We start from the raw sequence: 19,143 nt of genomic DNA on the forward strand, positions 1-19,143 counted from the left end.
AGGTTTGCCCCCAAGGCAAGTCCGCCGCCCAGCGACACTCAATTGCGGAAACTTTGTGCACAAATCGAATCGTTGCGGAAAGTGCTGTGCGCTTGGTGCGCCAATGGGCGCTCAGCGTGGCGGTGCTCGCGACCCGGTTCGGCCTTTGGTGTCGTTGGGTGGCCGAGTCGGGGGCTGGAGCCGGTAGCGGCCGGTGTCGGTGTTCTGTTCGACGGTGAAGCCTTCGTGGTGGATCTTGTCGTGGCATCGGTTGCAGACCGACACGAGGTTGCCGTAGTCGGTGGGGCCGTCGTCCTGCCATTCGATGATGTGGTGGGATCGACAGTGGTTGGGAGACACACCGCAGCCGACACAGCCTTGGTCGCGCAACGCTAGCGCTGCGCGTTGAAGGTCGGTGGCGGTGCGGCGGCGGCGTCCCATTCGCAGATCCCCTGTCGCGTGGTTGAAGATCGCGGGCAGCACATGCGCATCGGCGGCAACGTTGGCGATTTCCCCGATGGGGATCGGTGTGCCGTCTGACAGACGCGCATTGGTGAGCTGGTGGTTCACCATGTCGTAGTCCGCCACGACCAGGAGCGAGGTGCCCGCAGGCCGCTGCGCGTCAGGTTCGAGAATCAGCTTCGCTATCGCGTCGGCAGTGCGCTGGGGATGGCTGGGCCGCGCTGTGGGGTCTTCGTGGTGGTACAGGTGGCGCTCCATTGCTGCGATCACCGTCGCCAGGCGAGCGCCAGTGACGCTGTCGAACTGTGCGTTGAGCACCACCATGCCGTTGTCACGGCTCGTGAACACCCGCCCCGAGCGCGCCTGGTGCTGTTGCTCGAGCAGCGAGGCGCCGTCGTCGCTGCTTTGGTCGGCCTGATGACGCGCCACGGTGCGACGGAACTCGTCATAACCCTCGCGCTGTGCCCGCTCAGCCAGGAACCCCTCGTCGATGGGGCCCTCGGTGGCGGCACGCGCGATCAGTCGTGCGTGCCCCACAGGAACCGAACCATCGGCCAGACCCTCACGAGTCATGTCCAGTTCGCTCAGCGCCACCGCTGCTTTGACATCCCCACGTGCCGCGCGCCCTGAGATCAGCAGCGTGTCTTTGGCGGCGTGCTCGGCAGCGGACGCACCTCTGCGGCGGGCGATCTCGCCCAACGCAGCAGCCTTCATTGCCGCCAGCGCCGAATCGGCCCGGCCGAGTTCTCTCAACCGGGCACGCAAGCCCGCATCGCACAGCCCCGACACTTCCACCGGGTCCACACGCACCGCAGTGTCTGCGGCCCTGCCCTGCGAACCGGATTCGCCGCCGTTCTTCATGGGAACAAATGTACGAGAGGGGTGTCACAGCCATGATGTTGGGGTCAGCGGTCGGGCCCGGGATCGCCGCGTTCACGCCGACCATCCCGACCGGGGCTTCCCGCCGGAACCGCCGTGCCGCCCCGCGTGTGCACAGCACCCTCGGACCCGCTCGTAAGTGGGCGGAGGGGCGGCGATCCAAGCCGATGGCTGTGGCACGCAGATAACGTGTGTCACAATTACTGTGGCACAGCAGGAGACTGATGGACATGCGAAACATCACGGTGGCAATTGACGACGACACGCACCGGTTGGCGCGCATTCGCGCTGCTGAGCTGGACACCTCGGTGTCTGCGCTGGTTCGCGGCTACCTCAGGCGTCTTGCGAGTGGCGATGGCGGCGTGCTGCATGACGACGACGACCTGCCTGAGACGGCACAGCAGCGGCGGAGCAGGCACCTTGACGACGTGCTGAGCGTCATAGCTACGTCAGCTGGCGGCTTCCGGACGGCTGACAATCTGTCGCGCGAAGAACTGCACGAGCGCAGTGCGTCTCGTTGACACGAACGTCCTGCTCTACGCGGCAAGTCCCGCGCCCGACGATGCCGCCAAGCACGGACTCGCCGTGGCGCTGCTCAAGCAGCCCGACCTGGCGCTCTCGGTGCAGGTGCTGGCCGAGTTCCTCGTTCAGGCCACTCGACGCAGCCGCCCCCATGCCCTCAGTGCCGAACTGGCGATGCGCTTTCTCAGCGTCTTCGACGACTTCTCGGTCCAGCCGATCACGGCCGAGGTCTTTCGTGCTGGTGTGTCGCTCAGCCAGCGCTTCGGATTGTCCTACTGGGATGGCGCGATCCTTGCTGCTGCGCAGGCATTGGGCTGCGATGCCGTGTACTCCGAGGACATGAGCGCACAGCAGGACTACGACGGCTTGCGGGTCATCAACCCATTCGTCGAGCAGTGACGGCCATCGAAGCGTCCGGGTGCCGCAGATCGCCCGACGGGATCACCAACCCGCGCGGTCAAGCAGCTCCTTGAGCCGGCGCTTCGCCCGGTGCTCAGTCCGGACGCGTTGCAGCAGCGAATCGAACAATTGCGGCTCGTCCGCATCGGCTGCCAGACGCTGAATTCGAGACATCAGATCGACGGCGGACTTGTATTGGTTGGCCTTCTTGCGATCGATGATCGCCAGCGCCGCCGAGGCATAGACCGTGATCGAGTCACGAGGTGAGTGTTGCTCTCGCTCCCTCGCGAGCGTCATCCACATCTGGCTGCTCGTGCCCAGCTGCACAGCCGTGTCCCATGCTTGCTGAGCGTGACCCTCGAAGAGCAGGATCTCCGTCAAGATGACTGCTGCTGCTGCGGGCGCGGCGGAAGCGTCGTCAGACATGACGTCTTCGGGCACCGAACCATCAGCCGGCGCCCTGCTAGCCAGCAACGTGTTGTCACCGCTCGGATCGAGCAGTGTGAGCAGATGCTTGCGGCCTCGGCTCAGCCAGTCGACACCGGTGTCCTCCTGCTTCAGGCGGCGAAAATTGCTCAGCGACGGACTCGCCTCGAACGTCTTCCAGTACAGATCGACGGCGGCTCCGGTCTCGCCCCGCTCGCGCAGCTTGCGAGCCAGAAAATCGCGGGTATTACCGGCATGCCATGAGCCGTGCCTCATGCCTGACAGACCCCGACGGGCCCACTCGACAGCTTCGTCGTCACGACCGGCCCGTTCGAACGCAGCGGCGATCTCGACCATGTCGGTGGGGTGAATTCGCTCGCGCCGGTGCGCCTCGATGAGCGCGTCGGGGTCGTCCATGGCAAGCGCCCAACCGATCATCGCTTCACGCAGCCGGGACACGTCCGACGACCAGCCGTCGTCTTTGGGGTCGATCTGCCGCCATTGGGGCTCGATTGCACGGCGGAACGCGGTCAGCCCTGAGGGGCCGAGTACTTCCGCATATCTCGCTGCCGACCGGTGGAATCCGTCCAGTTCTGACGTCATTTCGAGCTTCGCGAGGCGCTTCGCCAGCTTGACCGGGTCTGATGTGCTCTGCTCGCACGCCTGAAGATGCAGATCCGCCAGTCGGTCGGATATGACCGTCAGCCACCCGTCAGAGTCGTCCACACGGCCCATGGCCATGTCCGCCCGCCTGTGCGCATATTCAGCGAGCTGCGCTGCTTCGGGGCCATGACCTGCATCGCAGATATCCACGATCGCGTCGATCATGTCGTCGACAATCGCTGCCCATTCAGGAGCTTCGTGATAGCTCACATGACGCCGGGCGCCAAGAACGCCCTTGATCCGCTGACGCCATTCATCGAGGTCCGGCCCTATGCCTTGCTCGGACCTCGCTTCGAGCAGCAGGCGTTCGCGTAAGCGCCAATCGTCGGCAGCCTGCTGCAGCACGATCTCCGCCAGCCGTTCGACATCGAGCCGGTGCACGAACCCCTCGAGCAGGAGGACATCAGGGTCGGCGCTTCGGCTGTGCTGCGACGGCCGCGTCGGCTCGCTCGCGCCTTCGGGACGCTCGCCGGTGCGCAGCAGCGACAATGCCACGGCGACGCAATGCTTGCAGAACGAGCCGTCTTCGGCCGCAGGGCACGAGCACGACCAGTTCAGCGTGTCGGCGTCGAGCCACAACTCGACGTCGTACGGCATTGTTCCGCGCACCGTCGCGCGCACCCCTTTGTCGCTCGCTGCCGCCGATTCCACCCGACGGTCATTCAGGTATCCGACCCCTCGCTGAAAGGAGCGCAGACCGGCGAGTTCCTCGATCATGTGTTGGTCGAGCACTTCGTCCAATTCGTCTGAACGACTCGATCCACTCAGTTCCCTGATATCGGTCACGACCTGATTTCCTAGTCGATGGCACCGAAGTCACGATGTTCGTGCAATGTCGCGCTTGCGTGGTGTGGTACCAGCACACCGATGGCTACTACTGCGGCACCAGCATCCACTTGTTGCCACGGGTACGGGGTTCGGCGTGTGTGGATGCCACGATGCCATCGGCTCGGAGGCGACGTAGCCAGTTCAGCACCGTCTGTTTCGAGGTGCCGAGCGCTCCTGCCAGATCGACGCTGCTGCGCGGGCCAGCCTCAAGCAGACGGATCACCTGGTCTGGGGTGCCCTTGTACAGCTCGTGCGATTGAGCCTGCCGCCCCGCATTCGCCCCCGACGTGGGTGACCACGGATCGTGGTCGAAGGCGCCTGGAATGCGGTCGGAGCCGCCTATTGCCGAGACACCGATGCGGAAGTAGTCATCGCGGACCGTGGCGACCAACTCGCGTACCCGGTCATCTAGCTCAGGCGGTCCCATTCCCATCCGATCGAGGGCCTGTACTGCTGCACGCAATCCTGAACCTCGGTTCTCGCACACGGGCCTACCGGTACCTGGGATGACGACATCTTCGAGCAACCGTGCGAGCAGCGCATTTCGGGTGCTGCTGATGCTGGCATCAATGAGCTGCGCTACGTCGGTGTGCCCTGAGTGGATGCCGTGCAACCCGCCGGGGCTGGCAACCTCGAATCGATCTGGATACAGGGATATGCGCACCTGAGTGCCGTGAGCGCTCGGGTTGTAGTCGCGGTGCATGAGAGCATTTGCCACGATTTCGCGGATGGCCTCTGCTGGATAGTCCCAGATGTCTTGGCGGCCGGCGCCTTCCACGACTGATCGTCGTCGCATGTTGCGTTGCATTGCCGAGACGGCCTGCGCCACGATGGCCGGTATCGGCCCGTCGAGCGGCTGGTTGTCGATGAAACGCGTTCCGTCGGCCAGAGGCGACCCGTCCTCTGTCGGCAGCACGACGAATGAGGCGGCCAACTGTGGCACGAACTGCTGCGGATAGCGGCCGAGTGCCAGCAAACCCGCAAGCGTGACGGGCGAGCTGGGCTGCGGATCGATCAGAACGCCGAGCATGTGCAGCACTTCATGATCGGCGGCTTCGGTGAAGATCTCGCCGCGGCGTCGGCGAAGCCGTCTCAGCAGGTCGCTCATTAGCGCATCGTCCAGATGCTCCAAGCGGGCCCCGTCGACCGGCGCGGCATCATCGTTCGGCTGTCCGCGACCCGAGACCATCACATGTATCTCGTAGTCCGTCAGGCGCCGGTTGCCGTCGTGAACCCGTGTGTACGAACCCTGACTCATTCCCTCGGCTCGGATATAGCAGGGTCGGTGTTGGTGTCCCAGTGGCGGGATACGAGCCGTAACGACAGGTTGGCCCTCGACATCGCAGATGCCGATATTCGGCCGAATCCTGGGCTCGAGGATATCTGAGCATTTCGACGCCAGATCGGCGGCGAGTTTCGCCGGGTTGATCGGAACTGGTAGGAAATCCGCATCGCTCAATCCAAGGATGAGTAGGCCCCCTCGGCCGTTGGAGAACGCCGAGATGGACTTCAGCGCGCTCTCTGGGAAGCCGCTCGCCGCGGACTTGACTTCGACCGTCTCGTAATCGGTAGCCGCAGCCCGAAGGTGCGGCACGGCGGCGTCCAGTTCCGCTTGGAGCTCTGCCGGTGCAGAAATGTGCTCCTCATTTTCGGCGTTCACAGCACCCATTCTAGCAGAGTTGTGCACATTGTGGAATTATTGTGCACAACTCAAACCATTGCGGAAAATCTTGTGGAAAGTTCTGTGCGCTTGATGCTCCAGCGATTGCTCAGCGGGCCGTGGGGAATCCCAGGTCCACGCCGCGGTCGGCGGGGTCGGGCCAGTGCTCGGTGACCGCCTTGAGCCTGGTGTAGAAGCGGATGCCTTCGGGTCCGTGCATGTGGTGGTCGCCGAACAGCGAGTCCTTCCAGCCACCGAACGAGTGGTAGGCCATCGGCACCGGAATGGCCACGTTGACACCAATCATCCCGACCGGGGCTTCCCGCCGGAACCGCCGTGCCGCACCGCCGTCACGGGTGAACAGCGCCACGCCGTTGCCGTATTGGTTGTTCTCGATCAGCTCCATCGCCTCTTCGAACGACTCCACGCGCACCAGACACAGCACCGGTCCGAAGATCTCGTCCTCGTACACCTTCATTTCGGTGGTGACCTCGTCGAGCAAAGTGGGCCCGACCCAGTAGCCGTTCGGGTGGCCGTCCACCACAAGGCCACGGCCGTCACGTACCAGAACTGCGCCTTCGGACTCGCCCAGGTCGATGTAGCTGAGCACTCGATCACGGTGCTCTGCAGTGACGAGCGGGCCCATGTCGACGGCCTCGGCACCAAGTCCGGGGCCGATGCGCAGTGCGTCGATCCGCTCGCAGATCGCCTCAGACAGGTCGTCGGCGATTGCCCCCACCGCCACGACCACCGAGATCGCCATGCAGCGCTCGCCGGCAGAGCCGTAGCCGGCCGACACGGCGGCGTCAGCGGCCTGACCGATGACCGCATCGGGCAACACGATCATGTGGTTCTTGGCACCGCCGAGCGCCTGCACCCGCTTGCCAGCCATTGACGCTGTGCGGTGCACATGACGAGCAATCGGCGTCGAGCCCACGAAGCTCACCGCGTCGATCCCGGGGTGCTCGCACAGGCCATTCACCGCGTCCGCATCGCCGTGGAGCACGCTGAACACGCCGTCGGGCAGCCCGGCATCGGCGAACAGCTCGCCGATGCGCACCGCCACCGACGGATCCTTCTCGGACGGCTTGAGCACGAAGCAGTTGCCGGAGGCGATGGCTACCGGGTACATCCACATCGGCACCATCGCCGGGAAGTTGAACGGCGTGATGCCCGCCACCACGCCGACCGGCTGGCGGACCGTGTAGGCGTCGTGCTCGGTGCTGATGTCGTCGGTGCGCTCGCCCTTCAGCAGCTGGCCGATGCCGCAGGCGAACTCCACCACCTCGATCCCTCGCCGCACCTCGCCGAGGGCGTCGGCTCGCACCTTGCCGTGCTCGGCCGAGACCATCTCGGCCAGCTCCAAGCGGTGCTCCTCGAGTAGCTCCCGGAAGGCGAACATGACCGCGGCTCGAGACGAGATGGAGGCCTCCCGCCAACCGTCCCACGCCGTGCGTGCCGTGGCCACGGCCAGGTCCACGTCGCCCGCGGACGCCATGGGAACCGTGGCGATGACACTGCCGGTGACCGGGTCGGTCACTTCGAACATGGTCTTGGGCGACCCTTGCGTTCGCTGACCGCCGATCCAGTGGTCGACTTGCCTCATGAGAGTCCTCCTTGCCGGCAGCGCCCAGTGCTTGACGAGCGCGCCGAATGACGCATCTTCGCAGCCTTGCGGGGTGAACGGGAACGCACTTGGGGGCGGCGCCGGGAGCAGCGTTGCGAGGTGATCGAAAATGCTCTTGAGAGCGGCTCTGGAAGCAGCGTTGGGGGTTGATCGGGCGTGCTGTAGGGAGCAGCGTTCCGCTTGGCGAGCCGTGGCTAGAGTCCGCGCCATGAGCGATGTGCAACCGATTCCCGCCGACCGGCCCTTTGTCGTGCCCTACATGACGATTGGTGCCCGCACCGATGGTTCGCCCGGCGGTGCTGCCGATGCCATCGAGTGGTACACGGCCGCGTTCGGTGCCCGCGAGGCGAACCGGCAGGCCACACCCGACGGCAGCAAGCTGATTCACGCCGAGCTGATCCTGGGCGACGGTCTGATCTTCCTGGCCGACGACTTTCCAGAGTTTTCCGGCTCGGAATCAGCCCCCGCTGCGCTCGGCGGCTCCTCGGTCACCATGCACCGTTACGTCGTCGACTGTGACGCCACCATCGAGGCGGCCGTGGCGCAAGGTGCTGAGTTGACCATGCCGCCGACGGACATGTTCTGGGGAGACCGCTTCGGCGGCATCCGCGATCCCTTCGGTCACAACTGGTCAATCGCCACCCATGTGCGAGACGTGACCCCCGAGGAAATGGAAGCCGCGGCCGCCGAGATGTTCGCTGGCGGTCCGCCGGAAGGCTGATCCATGGCCGTCACTGAACTCGCGGGACGTATTGCCGTGGTCACCGGCGGCGGCAACGGCATGGGCCGCGAGCTGGTGTGCCAGCTCGCAGCGGCAGGCGCACACGTAGCGGCGTGCGATCTCAACGATGAGACGCTGGAGCAGACCGCCGAGTTGGTCACGTCGCGGGCCGCAAGCGGCGTGCGAATCACCACGCACCTGTGCGATGTCACCGACGCAGATGCCGTGGCAGCGTTCGCCGCGGAGGTAACGGAACAACACGAAACCGACCACATCAACCTGCTGTTCAACAACGCCGGCATCGGCCACGGCGGCAGCTTCGTGATCGACGATCAGCGAGCTGCATGGGACAAGACCTTCGAGGTGTGCTGGAACGGGGTACTGAACTGCGCTCGCGCCTTCATGAACCTGCTCGTCCGCTCAGATGCGGCAGCGATCGTGAACACCAGCAGCGCCATGGCCGTCTGGGCGTCGCTCGGTCCAGGCGTGACGGACACGGCGTACTGCGCGGCAAAGTTCGCTGTCAAGGGCTTCACCGAGGCGCTGATGGTGGATCTCGCGCAGCACGCGCCCCACGTCAGCGCCCACGTAGTGATACCCGGCCACATCGGCACATTGATCGATCTGAACAGCGTCTCCGCTCACGGTCTCGATGCGCCGGTGTTGCGCAAGACCGTGGCGGCCCGGGGGGTGGCGCTCGATCAGTCCAGCGACGCCGAGGTTGAGGCATTGGTCCTCGACCTCTACACGCGCTTTCGAGACGATGCCCCGACAACAGCTGCCGAAGCCGCCCAGATCATCTTGGCGGGTGTCCTTGCGAGCGATTGGCGCATCCTGGTCGGCGATGACGCGCACGCCATCGACAATGCAGTGCGCGCCGATCCTGAGTCGGCTTACGAACCGGAGTTCTTCGAGCGGCTGCGCAAAGCGGGCTACCTGCAGGCGTTCGGCCGCTAGCCGCGCACCGGTGCCGAGGTGCTCATACCACCTGCCGAGATGTTCGCGGGCGGCCCACCGGAAGGCTGACCTGGCGAGGTCGCGTCTGGCATTGACGCGGAAGCATCGTGACACTGCGAGACTTCAGCACTAGTTGACACGACCGACCAACACGCAGCACGGAGCCGCGTCTGCGTGCACAAGTGGGGGAGACAGACGCATGGCTGTATCAAACTTTGCTGGGCGTATCGCAGTGGTGACCGGCGGCGGCACCGGCATGGGCCGTGAGTTGGTTCGCCAACTCGCGGCAGCGGGAGCGCATGTCGCTGCCTGCGACCTCAACAGCGAGACGCTTTCCGAGACAGCGGAACTCGCCAGTCAGGACGCCTCCGAAGGGGTGCGCATCACGACACACCTGTGCAATGTCACCGATACTGACGCCGTCGCAGCGTTTGCGGCCGACGTCGCCGCTGCCCACGAGACCGACCACATCAACCTGCTGTTCAACAACGCCGGTATCAGCGGCGGCGGCAGTTTCGTCATCGATGATCAACGCGCAGCGTGGGACAAGACCTTCGAGGTGTGCTGGAACGGGGTACTGAATTGCGCACGTGCCTTCATGGACCTGCTCGTCCGCTCAGATGCGGCGGCGATGGTCAACACCAGCAGCATCAACGGGTTTTGGGCGACCGTCGGGCCAAGCGTGCCCCACACGTCCTACTCCGCTGCGAAGTTCGCCGTGAAGGGCCTCACCGAAGCACTCATGGTGGACCTCGCGCTCCACGCGCCGCACGTCAGCGCCCACGTCGTCATGCCCGGTCACATCGGCACCTCGATCGCGTTCAACAGCATCGAGGCGCATGGTCTCGATATCCCACTGCGGCGCAAGACAATGGCGGCCCGGGGGATCCCAATCGATCAGTTCAGCGATGCCGAGATCGAGGCGCTGGTCGTCGATCGCAATACCCGTTTCCGTGTCGATGCCCCGACGACAGCCGCTCAAGCTGCCCAGATCATCCTGGCGGGAGTCCTCGCGGGCGATTGGCGGATCCTGGTCGGCGAAGATGCGCACGCCATCGACACCGCAGTGCGTGCAGACTCTGAGTCCGCCTACGAACCGCAGTTCTTCGAGCGGCTGCGCGACGCAGGCCACTTGCAGGCGATTGGCACCTAGCTGCGTACCGGTCGCTAGTTCGCCTCGCAGGGCTGGAGCTCGGGGTGGAGCTGATCATCGGTCCCCGGACCAAGATCACGCCGTTCACTGACCGCGCGGTAGCAGCAGGCATGACCAAGGCGATGGTCTACAACCACACCGTGCTGCCTATCAGCACCGATGATCCTGCTGCGGACTACCGGGCACTGACGGAATCTGCGGCGATCTGGGATGTCGGCTGCGAGCGTCAAGTGCAGATCGCCGGACCGGATGCGCACCGATTGGTCACGTATCTCTGCGCCCGAGACTTGCGGGACCTCGAGGTCGGTGCGGCCCGCTATGCGCCGATGTGCGACCACGAGGGTCGACTTGTCAACGACCCGATGGCGCTGCGAATCGATGAGACGACGTTCTGGCTCTCGATTGCCGATAGCGACGTGCTGCTGTGGGCACGAGCGGTGGCGGGCGAACGCGGATTCGACGTCGACGTGACCGAGCCGGACGTCTGGCCGCTTGCGATCCAAGGCCCCCGCGCCGCTGATGTCGTGGCGGCGGCGTTGGGGGACTGGGTGCGCGACGTGCGCTTCTTCCGTTTCGTCCGCCACAAGCACGACGGCATCCCCATGATCGTGTGTCGATCTGGGTGGTCCGGCCAAGACGGCTTCGAGCTCTTCTTGATGGACGGCTCTCGGGGAGAAGAGCTCTGGGACCTGCTGTGGGAAGCGGGTCGACCATTCGGGCTTGCAGTGGGCGCGCCGAACAACGCCGAGCGCATCGAGAGCTTCCTGCTGTCCTTCGGCGGCGATACCGATCCCGAGACAGATCCCGACGAGGCCGGAATCAGCCGGTTCGTCAGCCCGGAAGACGATGGTGACCATCGAGCGGGACACGACTTCATCGGCCAAGCCGCGTTGGTGGCTCGGCGGGCCTCGGGCACCCAGCGACGCCTCGTCGGTCTCGTCGTCGATGGCGACCCGCCGTCGCCAATGCGGTCGCCGCGCACCGTGCAGTGCCCCGACGGTCACCCAGTCGGCACGCTGCGAGCGCTTGCTCGCTCGCCGAGGTTCGACACCAACATCGGCCTCGCGCTGCTCGATCAGCCCTGGTTCGAGCCGGACACGGCGTTGCGGGTCAATCTCGACGGCATCGACCGCTCAGCCATGACGACGCAACTGCCCTTCAATCTGCCGCCTGGCTCCAAGGCTGCTGTCGGGCCGAACTAGGCCGCCAACGTCGCGCCGCTACCCTGACCGCCTCCGCGGACGTAGTTCAACGGCCAGAACCTCAGCCTTCCAAGCTGATGATGCGGGTTCGATTCCCGTCGTCCGCTCACCTTACGCAGCGCGGATCGGGCCGTCCTCGAGCACCTGGCGGTTCGCGATCACCTCGTCGATGATCCCGTACTCCTTGGCGGCTTCGGCATCCATGATGAAGTCGCGGTCGGTATCGGTGTGAATACGCTCGATCTCCTGGCCGGTGTGGTGTGCAATGATCCGCTCAAGCCGTTCGCGCATCCGGTCGATCTCGCGCGCTGCCAACTCGATGTCGGTGGCTTGACCCATCGCCTGCCCGTAGGGCTGGTGCAGGAGCACCCGTGCATTGGGCAGCGCCATGCGCTTGCCCGGCGTGCCCGCAGCCAGCAGCACCGCAGCGGCAGAGGCCGCTTGGCCGAGGCAGATAGTGGTGATGTCGTTGCGGATGTACTGGCTCGTGTCGTAAATGGCGAACAGCGAGCTGAGGTCCCCACCGGGCGAGTTGATGTAGATGTTGATGTCCTTGTCGGGATTTTCCGACTCCAGGTGGATCAGCTGCGCGCACACCAGATTGGCGATGACATCGTCGATCGGCGTGCCCAAGAAGATGATGTTCTCCTTCAACAGCCGGGAGTACAGGTCGTACGCCCGCTCACCCCGATTGGTCTGTTCCACGACGGTGGGCACGAGGTAATTGCGGGCACTGTGCCGTCCGGCGCTGATATCAGATTGATCCGCGTGTGCGGAGAACTCGGTCGTCACGGTGTGTCCTTGTCGTCTTTGTCGATTGCGTCTTCGGTGTCGTCAACGCTCTGCGAGTCATCGGGCGACGGGAATTCGAGCGCTGAGCGGTCGATGGCGTCGCCGTCCGGTCCGATGAGTGTGGCGGCTTCGATGGCCCATTGAAGCGCCTTGCCCTTGCAAATCGCTGATGTGAGGTGAGCGAGTCCATCGGCATCTGCCATGACGTCGCGCAGCTGGGCCGGGCTGCGGCCATCGTTGGCTGCCGTCCGTTCCAACTCTGCGTCGATGTCATCGTCGTCGGCTTGCAGGTCTTCAGCCGTGGCCAGGGCACGTAGAGCCAGATCCAAACGCACGCCACGATCAGCATCGTCTCGCAATTCCCCGATGAACGACGCAGGCTCCTGGCCCGTTGCCTCCAACCAGTCCTCGATCGTCATGTTTCGCTGCTGCAGCCCGCTGCCCAGCTCTGACATGCGATCCGCAATTGCCCCGCTCACCATGGCATCGGGAACCGGTCCATCGACAAGGTCGGCGAGTTGCTTCTGTATTTCGTCGCGCAGAGCCATATTGGCTTGCATGATGCGGCCGAAGCTCAGTTGTCGTGCCGTGGCCTCGCGAAGGTCCGCGATGCAGTCGTGCTCGGTGTTCTCGTCGACCCAGTCGTCGGTGAGTTCAGGCAGGACCAACTCCGACACCGTGTTGACGTTGATCTCGAAGTCGATGTCCATGTCGGGTTGCACCGGATGTGGCGCGCTGAACGACAACTCGATCCCGGCCTCGCAGCCGATGAGCTGCTCGTCGACCTCGGGCACGATGCCACCGCTGCCGACCTCGTAGAGGTAGTCCTGGGCTGAGAGTCCGGGCAGCGCCTCGCCGTCCACGGACCCTTCGATGTCGATCGTGACACGGTCGCCAACTTCTGCGGAGCGCTCCACGTCCGCGATATCGGCAAACTGGCGGCGCGTCTCGTCGACGCGGGCGTCAATCTCGGACTCGGGCGGCTCGGGACTTGGAATCTCGACCTGCAGGCTCTTGTAGCCCGAGATCGACACCACCGGTCGGATCTCGACCGTCGCCTCGAACGCCACCGGCCCTTCGCTTCCATCGAGAGTGAGCTCGAGTTCAGGCTGGTTCACCACGTCGACGTGGTTGTCACGCACCGCCTGGGCGTAGTAGCGGGGCACCGCTTCTTCGAGCGCTTGTGCGCGCCCAACCTCGGATCCGAAGTGCGATTCCAGCACCCGTCGCGGTGCGCGGCCGGGTCGGAATCCGGGAATGCGCACCTCACGGGCCAGCTTGCGGAACGCAGCCTCGATGTCGGCGTCGAACGTCTCGGCGTCGACCTCGACGGTCAGCTTGACGCGGGGACCGACAATTCGTTCTGTCGCAGTCTCGCCGTCGCTGGAGTCGTCGGTGTCGGGGTCAGCCGGCGTCTCGTCCTCGACCGGAGGATCGGGTTCAGGAATCGGCGCGCGCCCGATGAAATCCGCTGAATCCAGCGGCGTCAGCGTCGTCTTCACGAAGCGCAGAGCCTACCGGTGCGTCTCGACCGCTCCCCGTGGATACCGAGCGGCCGGGATGAAACAGATCGCACTGTTCAGTGCGCGCTGTGCCATCCTTGGCGAGCAACTGTGAGGTCGCGTGCGGACGGACCGTGTGCGAGCCTTGTATATCTACCGACGACCAAGTCTCAGCAGGAGGGAGGTGCAGCGTGGCGAAGTTCGGCGAGGGCAGCGAGCTGCTCAAGTGCTCGTTCTGCGGCAAATCCCAGAAACAGGTGCGCAAACTCATCGCGGGCCCAGGTGTCTACATCTGCGACGAGTGCATCGACCTGTGCAATGAGATCATCGACGACGAGGTCGAGACATCGACCGAGACGCCCTTCGAGTCAGTCCCCAAGCCACGCGAGATCTTTGCCTTCCTCGACGACTACATCATCGACCAGGACAAGACCAAGACGATCCTGTCGGTGGCCGTCTACAACCACTACAAGCGGATGCGTCTTGAGCCCTCCGGACCTGGTGCTGGTGAGGATGTCGAGATTGCCAAGTCGAACATCCTGCTGATTGGCCCCACGGGCTGCGGCAAGACGATGATGGCGCAGACCTTGGCGCGCATGCTCAATGTGCCGTTCGCCATTGCTGATGCCACGGCGCTGACCGAGGCCGGCTACGTGGGAGAAGACGTCGAGAACATCCTGCTCAAGCTGCTCCAATCGGCCGACTTCGACGTGAAGCGCGCCGAGACCGGCATCGTCTACATCGACGAGATCGACAAGATCGCCCGCAAAGCCGAGAACGCCTCGATCACCCGCGACGTCTCAGGCGAGGGCGTCCAGCAGGCCTTGCTGAAGATTGTCGAGGGCACCGTGGCCTCGGTGCCTCCGCAGGGCGGCCGCAAGCACCCTCACCAGGAGTTCTTGCAGATCGACACCAGCAACGTGCTGTTCATCTGCGGGGGCGCGTTCGACGGCCTCGAGCGCATCATTGCTGACCGTGTGGGGGAGCGGGGCATCGGATTCGGAGCGACGCTGCGCAACGCTGCCGGCAGCTCAGCGCTCGACGTGCTGCCCGATGTGCTGCCCGAAGATCTGCGCCACTTCGGCCTGATTCCCGAATTTATCGGCCGGCTCCCCGTCGTCGGCGTCGTCGACGCGCTGGGTCCCGACGCATTGCGCCGGATCCTCACCGAGCCGAAGAATTCGCTGGTGCGCCAGTACCGCCGGATGTTCGAGCTTGACGACGTCGAACTCGAATTCACTGAGGATGCTCTCGAAGCCATCGTGGATCAGGCGATGCTCCGCAACACGGGCGCGCGGGGGCTCCGGGCGATCCTCGAGGAAGTCTTGCTGGGGTTGATGTACGACTTGCCGAGCCGCGATGACGTGGCCCGCTGCATCGTCGACCGGAGCGTGGTCCTCGACAAGGTGAATCCCACGCTGGTGCCCCGTTCGACCGTCACACGCCGCGCATCTTGAGCCCTGCGCCGACCGGAGCGGCAGCCGGGCCGCTGCGCGACTACGAGGCCGCACTCGACTGGCTGGATTCCCATATCGACCTCGAACGGCTGCTCGGCAGCCCCGAGGCGACGGCACCCACGCTGGATCGCATGTGGACACTCATGGGTGTCTTGGGCGACCCGCAGGACAGCGTGCCGGCCATCCACATCACCGGCACGAACGGCAAAGGCAGCACGGCGCGGCTATCAGTTGCGCTGCTCGGGGCGTGCGGGCTTGCCGCGGGCAGCTACACGTCACCCCACATCGAGCGCGTCAACGACAGGATCACCGTGGCCAACGAGCCGCTCGACGACGAGTCGTTCGCAACGGCGATCAGCGAGGTCGCCGTCTTCGAGTCGATGGTGACCGAGCGCTGCGGCGAGCGGCCGAACTACTTCGAGGTGATGGCTGCCGCCGCGTACAACTGGTTCGCCTCCACTGCGCACGTCAACGTGATCGAAGTCGGCATGGGCGGCCGCTGGGATGCCACCAACGTGGTGGACGCTGCAGTGGCAGTCATCACCAACGTCGGCGCCGACCACCTCGAGATCATCGGGCCCACATTGGCGAACGTTGCCTCGGAGAAGGCCGGGATCATCTCCGCAGGGGCGATCGTCGTCTGCGGCGAGACGGCCCCTGAGCTCGTCGAGATTGTGGCCGTCACGGCGGCAGGGATCGGCGCTGAGCTGTGGCGCCGCGGCGTCGACTGGGATGTCGCCGACCGCCAACCCGCCGTCGGCGGTCAGCTCGTGACTGTCCGCACACCGTTTGGGGAGCACGCCGATCACTTCGTGCCACTCCACGGTGCTCACCAGGCGATCAACGTCGCCACGGCCATCAGCTCGGTTGAGGCATTCTTCGGCCGGAGCCTCGACGACGATGTGATCACTGCCGCGCTCGGGGACATCACCCTGCCGGCGCGCTTTGAGATCGTGAATCGTCAGCCGACGGTGGTCATCGACGGGGCCCACAATCCCGCTGGTGCCGCTGCGCTGCGAGAAACGCTGGCGGAAACGTTGTCCATGGGCTCGACGCTGGCGGGAGAGCCGCAAGTCGCTTCGCAGGCAGGCACGGACGGCTCGAATGTGCTCGTGATCGGTGCCAACAGACCACACGATCCCGGCGAGTTCTGCGAAGCGCTCGATCTTGAGCCATTCGATGCGGTTGTTGCAACTGCGGCGTCATGGCCGCGTGCGATCCCGCCGAGCGAGGTTTCCGCTGCTGTAGAGAACGCAGCGGCCGGCCGTGACCGGCCGCTCGACATCATCGCGGCTGCGAGCGTCACCGATGCGCTGCAGCACGCCCGCGACCGGGCCGGTCCCGATGGGATCGTGTTGGTGAGCGGCTCGCTGTACATCGCTGCCGAAGCCCGGCGACTGCTGGGGAGTCACCCGCATTAGTCTCTGGCGCGCAGCCCATCGCGCAACGCGTCGGTGCGAGGCAGCAGGCTGAGGGAGACAGCGATGCGGCAAACGCTGGTGATCTGCAAGCCTGACGCTGTCGAGCGCGGCCTCGTCGGCGAGATCCTGGGCAGGTTCGAGCGCAAGGGGCTCACCATCGCGGCCTTGGAGCACCGGACAATCGAACGCGATACTGCCAAGCGGCACTACTCCGAACACGCTGGCAAGCCGTTCTGCGCGCCACTGCTGGACTTCATCACGCGCTCGCCATCGATCGTCATGGTGCTGGAAGGCCCTGCCGACGCAGGCGGCGACGTCTTCGCCGTCGTGCGCACCCTGATGGGTGCCACCAATCCCGCCGCTGCCGCACCCGGCACCATCCGGGGCGACTACGGCCTGTCTCCCACCGAGAACCTCGTGCATGGTTCCGACAGCGAAGCCTCCGCCCAGCGAGAGATCGCCCTGTTCTTTCCGTCCGTCGTCCCGTCGAACAACAAGGTCGGCAGCTGATGGCGGCGAACGGGCCGTCCCGACCCCGCCGGCGCGGACACATGTTCGGCGGCAAGGACATCGCGGTCGATCTCGGTACTGCGAACACGACCGTGTTCGTTCGCGGCCGGGGAATCGTGCTCAACGAGCCCTCGGTAGTGGCCGTCGATTCGATGACGGGCAATTCGCTGGCCGTCGGCCAAGAGGCCAAGCGGATGATCGGTCGAACGCCAGGGAACATCACAGCGATCAGTCCGCTCAAAGACGGCGTGATTGCCGACTTCGACATTTGCGAGAAGATGCTCCGGCATTTCATCAACGAGGTCACCCAGACGCGCTGGCCCAAGCCGCGCATGGTGATCTGCGTGCCGTCGGGAATCACCGGAGTGGAGCAGCGCGCAGTACTGGAAGCCGCCGAGTATGCAGGTGCACGCCGGGCGTACATCATCGAGGAGCCGATGGCAGCGGCGATCGGCGCTGGGCTGCCGGTTCAGACGGCGCAGGGGAGCATGATCGTCGACATCGGCGGCGGCACCACTGAAGTCGCCGTGATCTCGCTCGGCGGGATCGTGACGGCTCGTTCTGCCCGCGTCGGCGGCAACATGATCGACGCGTCCATCGTTGCTCACGTCAAGAAGGAGCATGGCCTCATCGTTGGCGAGCGCACCGCAGAGGAAGTCAAGCTAGCGCTGGGCTCTGCGTGGCCGCTGCAGCAGGAGATCTACGCCGAGGTCCGTGGCCGCGACATGGTGAGTGGGCTTCCCGAATCGGTCAGCGTCGACAGCGTCGAGATCCGCGAAGCAATTGCGGGACCCGTCAGCGCAATCGTCGACTCGGTGAAGGCGACGCTCGACGACACCGCGCCGGAGTTGGCAGCCGACGTCATGGACTACGGCATCACACTTGCCGGCGGCGGAGCGATGCTGCGCGGTCTGCCGGATCGACTGCGCTCGGAAACAGGCGTTGCAGTTCACATCGCGGAGGACCCGCTGTTCGCCGTCGTGCGTGGCTCCGGCCAGACGCTCGAAGAATTCGACGTCCTCCACGGAGTGCTGTACTCGTCCACCGAGGGGCGCTGACGCCCCCGGCCGTGGCCCGCCGCGCCGGCATTCGGAGACGCACCTGGCTCCGCTTGGCCCTGCTCGTTGTGACGGCCATTGCACTGTTGACGCTCGACGCACGTGGCTCTGGCGGCGTGCTGGACACCGCGCGCGGCGCAGCGCTGGACCTGCTGGGACCGGTGCGAACCTTCGGAGACTGGGTGGTCGGGCCGTTTCGCAACGCTTGGCGCGGGGTCGTCAGCTTCGACGACTTAGAGGCCGAGAACGCAGAGCTGCGCGGCGAGCTGGCGCAAGCGCAGGCATCGGTGCTGCGCGTCGGCGAGCTGGAACGGGACCGGCAGGAACTGCTCGCTCTGGTGGGCGCCCGTGACACCGCCCGAGCAATCCCTCGGGTCACAGCGAGAGTCATTGATGCACCGGTGTCGAATTTCGAACGCACGATCGAGCTGGCGAAAGGACGCCGGGACGGCATACGCGAGGGAATGCCGGTCGAGAGCGGCGACGGTTTGGTCGGGCGCGTCGTGCAGGCCAGCACCACTCGTTCGCGGGTAGAGCTGCTGACAGATCCCAACTTCGACGCCGGCGTGCGCATCGTCCGATCCGGAGACGACGGATTGGCCTCGGGACGAGGCCCGGGTCGCGACCTGGAGGTGAGCTACATCGAGCTTGAGACGGTCGTCATCCCAGGCGAGACCGTGGTGACCAGCGGCTTTGAGGGAAGCACGTTTCCCGCCGGGCTGCTTGTGGGCACGGTCACCGATGTCGAGCCCGACGCAGTCCGGGGAGCGCAGCGAGTCACCGTCCACCCTGCCGCAGATCTGACGCGGCTGCGATGGGTGCAGGTGCTGCTCTACGAGCCCGATGTCCCCGAGCCGGTGATTGTCGATCGCGAGCCATCAGACACCCCGGTCACCCCCGTCAATACGGACGGGGCATCGTGAGA

The 19,143-nt window shown here is 65.1% G+C and carries 17 protein-coding genes and 1 tRNA gene; 12 read left to right on the forward strand and 6 right to left on the reverse strand.

Annotated elements, in window-relative coordinates; all coding sequences use genetic code 11:
* Positions 1-111 precede the first annotated feature (111 nt).
* On the reverse strand, positions 112-1,302 hold the full coding sequence (locus ACOQPH_RS03670; protein WP_420623384.1) for an HNH endonuclease: 1,191 nt from the start codon (positions 1,300-1,302) through the stop codon (positions 112-114).
* Between the two features lie 248 nt (positions 1,303-1,550).
* Here ACOQPH_RS03670 and ACOQPH_RS03675 point away from each other — a divergent pair, with 248 nt between their 5' ends.
* Complete coding sequence (locus ACOQPH_RS03675) at positions 1,551-1,841, forward strand: hypothetical protein (RefSeq protein ID WP_420623385.1); 291 nt, start codon at positions 1,551-1,553, stop codon at positions 1,839-1,841.
* Positions 1,828-2,241, forward strand: a complete 414-nt coding sequence (locus tag ACOQPH_RS03680) for a PIN domain-containing protein (protein ID WP_420623386.1) — start codon at positions 1,828-1,830, stop codon at positions 2,239-2,241. Before ACOQPH_RS03675 ends, ACOQPH_RS03680 begins: the two co-directional genes overlap by 14 nt.
* A 42-nt stretch (positions 2,242-2,283) precedes the next feature.
* On the opposite strand, the gene ACOQPH_RS03685 is transcribed toward ACOQPH_RS03680, so the two are convergent.
* The 3 genes from ACOQPH_RS03685 to ACOQPH_RS03695 all read right to left on the reverse strand — a co-directional run bounded on the left by ACOQPH_RS03685 (position 2,284) and on the right by ACOQPH_RS03695 (position 7,424).
* Positions 2,284-4,116, reverse strand: a complete 1,833-nt coding sequence (locus tag ACOQPH_RS03685; RefSeq protein ID WP_420623387.1) for an SWIM zinc finger family protein — start codon at positions 4,114-4,116, stop codon at positions 2,284-2,286.
* Positions 4,117-4,204: 88 nt separating this feature from the next.
* Complete coding sequence (locus ACOQPH_RS03690; protein ID WP_420623388.1) at positions 4,205-5,818, reverse strand: ATP-binding protein; 1,614 nt, start codon at positions 5,816-5,818, stop codon at positions 4,205-4,207.
* A 109-nt stretch (positions 5,819-5,927) separates the two neighbouring features.
* Complete coding sequence (locus ACOQPH_RS03695) at positions 5,928-7,424, reverse strand: CoA-acylating methylmalonate-semialdehyde dehydrogenase (RefSeq protein ID WP_420623389.1); 1,497 nt, start codon at positions 7,422-7,424, stop codon at positions 5,928-5,930.
* Positions 7,425-7,653: 229 nt separating this feature from the next.
* Between ACOQPH_RS03695 and ACOQPH_RS03700 the strand changes: the two genes are divergently transcribed.
* The 5 genes from ACOQPH_RS03700 (at position 7,654) to ACOQPH_RS03720 (ending at position 11,585) form a co-directional block, all read left to right on the forward strand.
* Positions 7,654-8,166, forward strand: a complete 513-nt coding sequence (locus ACOQPH_RS03700) for a VOC family protein (RefSeq protein WP_420623390.1) — start codon at positions 7,654-7,656, stop codon at positions 8,164-8,166.
* 3 nt (positions 8,167-8,169) lie between these two features.
* Entirely contained in the window at positions 8,170-9,123 is a 954-nt protein-coding gene (locus ACOQPH_RS03705; protein ID WP_420623391.1) for an SDR family NAD(P)-dependent oxidoreductase, read from the forward strand.
* 199 nt (positions 9,124-9,322) lie between these two features.
* Positions 9,323-10,276, forward strand: coding sequence for an SDR family NAD(P)-dependent oxidoreductase (locus ACOQPH_RS03710; protein ID WP_420623392.1), 954 nt, complete (start codon positions 9,323-9,325; stop codon positions 10,274-10,276).
* A 44-nt stretch (positions 10,277-10,320) separates the two neighbouring features.
* Complete coding sequence (locus ACOQPH_RS03715; protein ID WP_420623393.1) at positions 10,321-11,478, forward strand: glycine cleavage T C-terminal barrel domain-containing protein; 1,158 nt, start codon at positions 10,321-10,323, stop codon at positions 11,476-11,478.
* Positions 11,479-11,513: 35 nt separating this feature from the next.
* Positions 11,514-11,585 (forward strand) — tRNA-Gly (locus tag ACOQPH_RS03720).
* 4 nt (positions 11,586-11,589) lie between these two features.
* Here the strand turns inward: ACOQPH_RS03720 and ACOQPH_RS03725 are convergent.
* Together ACOQPH_RS03725 and tig are read right to left on the reverse strand one after the other, a co-directional pair.
* Positions 11,590-12,231 carry an ATP-dependent Clp protease proteolytic subunit gene (locus tag ACOQPH_RS03725; protein ID WP_420624300.1) on the reverse strand — a complete coding sequence of 214 codons (642 nt, stop codon included), beginning with the start codon at positions 12,229-12,231 and terminating at the stop codon, positions 11,590-11,592.
* Positions 12,232-12,266: 35 nt separating this feature from the next.
* On the reverse strand, positions 12,267-13,772 hold the full coding sequence (gene tig / locus ACOQPH_RS03730) for a trigger factor (RefSeq protein ID WP_420623394.1): 1,506 nt from the start codon (positions 13,770-13,772) through the stop codon (positions 12,267-12,269).
* 191 nt (positions 13,773-13,963) lie between these two features.
* On the opposite strand from tig, the gene clpX reads away from it, so the two are divergent.
* From clpX to mreC, 5 genes are all read left to right on the forward strand, one after another.
* Positions 13,964-15,229, forward strand: a complete 1,266-nt coding sequence (gene clpX, locus ACOQPH_RS03735) for an ATP-dependent Clp protease ATP-binding subunit ClpX (protein ID WP_420623395.1) — start codon at positions 13,964-13,966, stop codon at positions 15,227-15,229.
* On the forward strand, positions 15,226-16,650 hold the full coding sequence (locus ACOQPH_RS03740) for a bifunctional folylpolyglutamate synthase/dihydrofolate synthase (protein ID WP_420623396.1): 1,425 nt from the start codon (positions 15,226-15,228) through the stop codon (positions 16,648-16,650). The genes clpX and ACOQPH_RS03740 overlap by 4 nt, the downstream gene beginning before the upstream one ends.
* A gap of 63 nt (positions 16,651-16,713) precedes the next feature.
* A complete protein-coding gene (gene ndk / locus ACOQPH_RS03745; RefSeq protein WP_420623397.1) occupies positions 16,714-17,160 on the forward strand; it encodes a nucleoside-diphosphate kinase in 447 nt (148 codons plus the stop codon).
* A gap of 41 nt (positions 17,161-17,201) precedes the next feature.
* The gene (locus ACOQPH_RS03750; protein ID WP_419554843.1) at positions 17,202-18,218 is read left to right on the forward strand and encodes a rod shape-determining protein; all 1,017 of its coding nucleotides are present in this window, start codon (positions 17,202-17,204) and stop codon (positions 18,216-18,218) included.
* A gap of 53 nt (positions 18,219-18,271) precedes the next feature.
* Positions 18,272-19,141, forward strand: a complete 870-nt coding sequence (gene mreC / locus ACOQPH_RS03755) for a rod shape-determining protein MreC (RefSeq protein WP_420623398.1) — start codon at positions 18,272-18,274, stop codon at positions 19,139-19,141.
* The last annotated feature ends 2 nt before the right edge of the window (positions 19,142-19,143 follow it).

Source organism: Candidatus Poriferisodalis sp. (assembly GCF_965221945.1).
In the GTDB taxonomy this organism is placed as follows: Bacteria; Actinomycetota; Acidimicrobiia; order Acidimicrobiales; family Poriferisodalaceae; genus Poriferisodalis.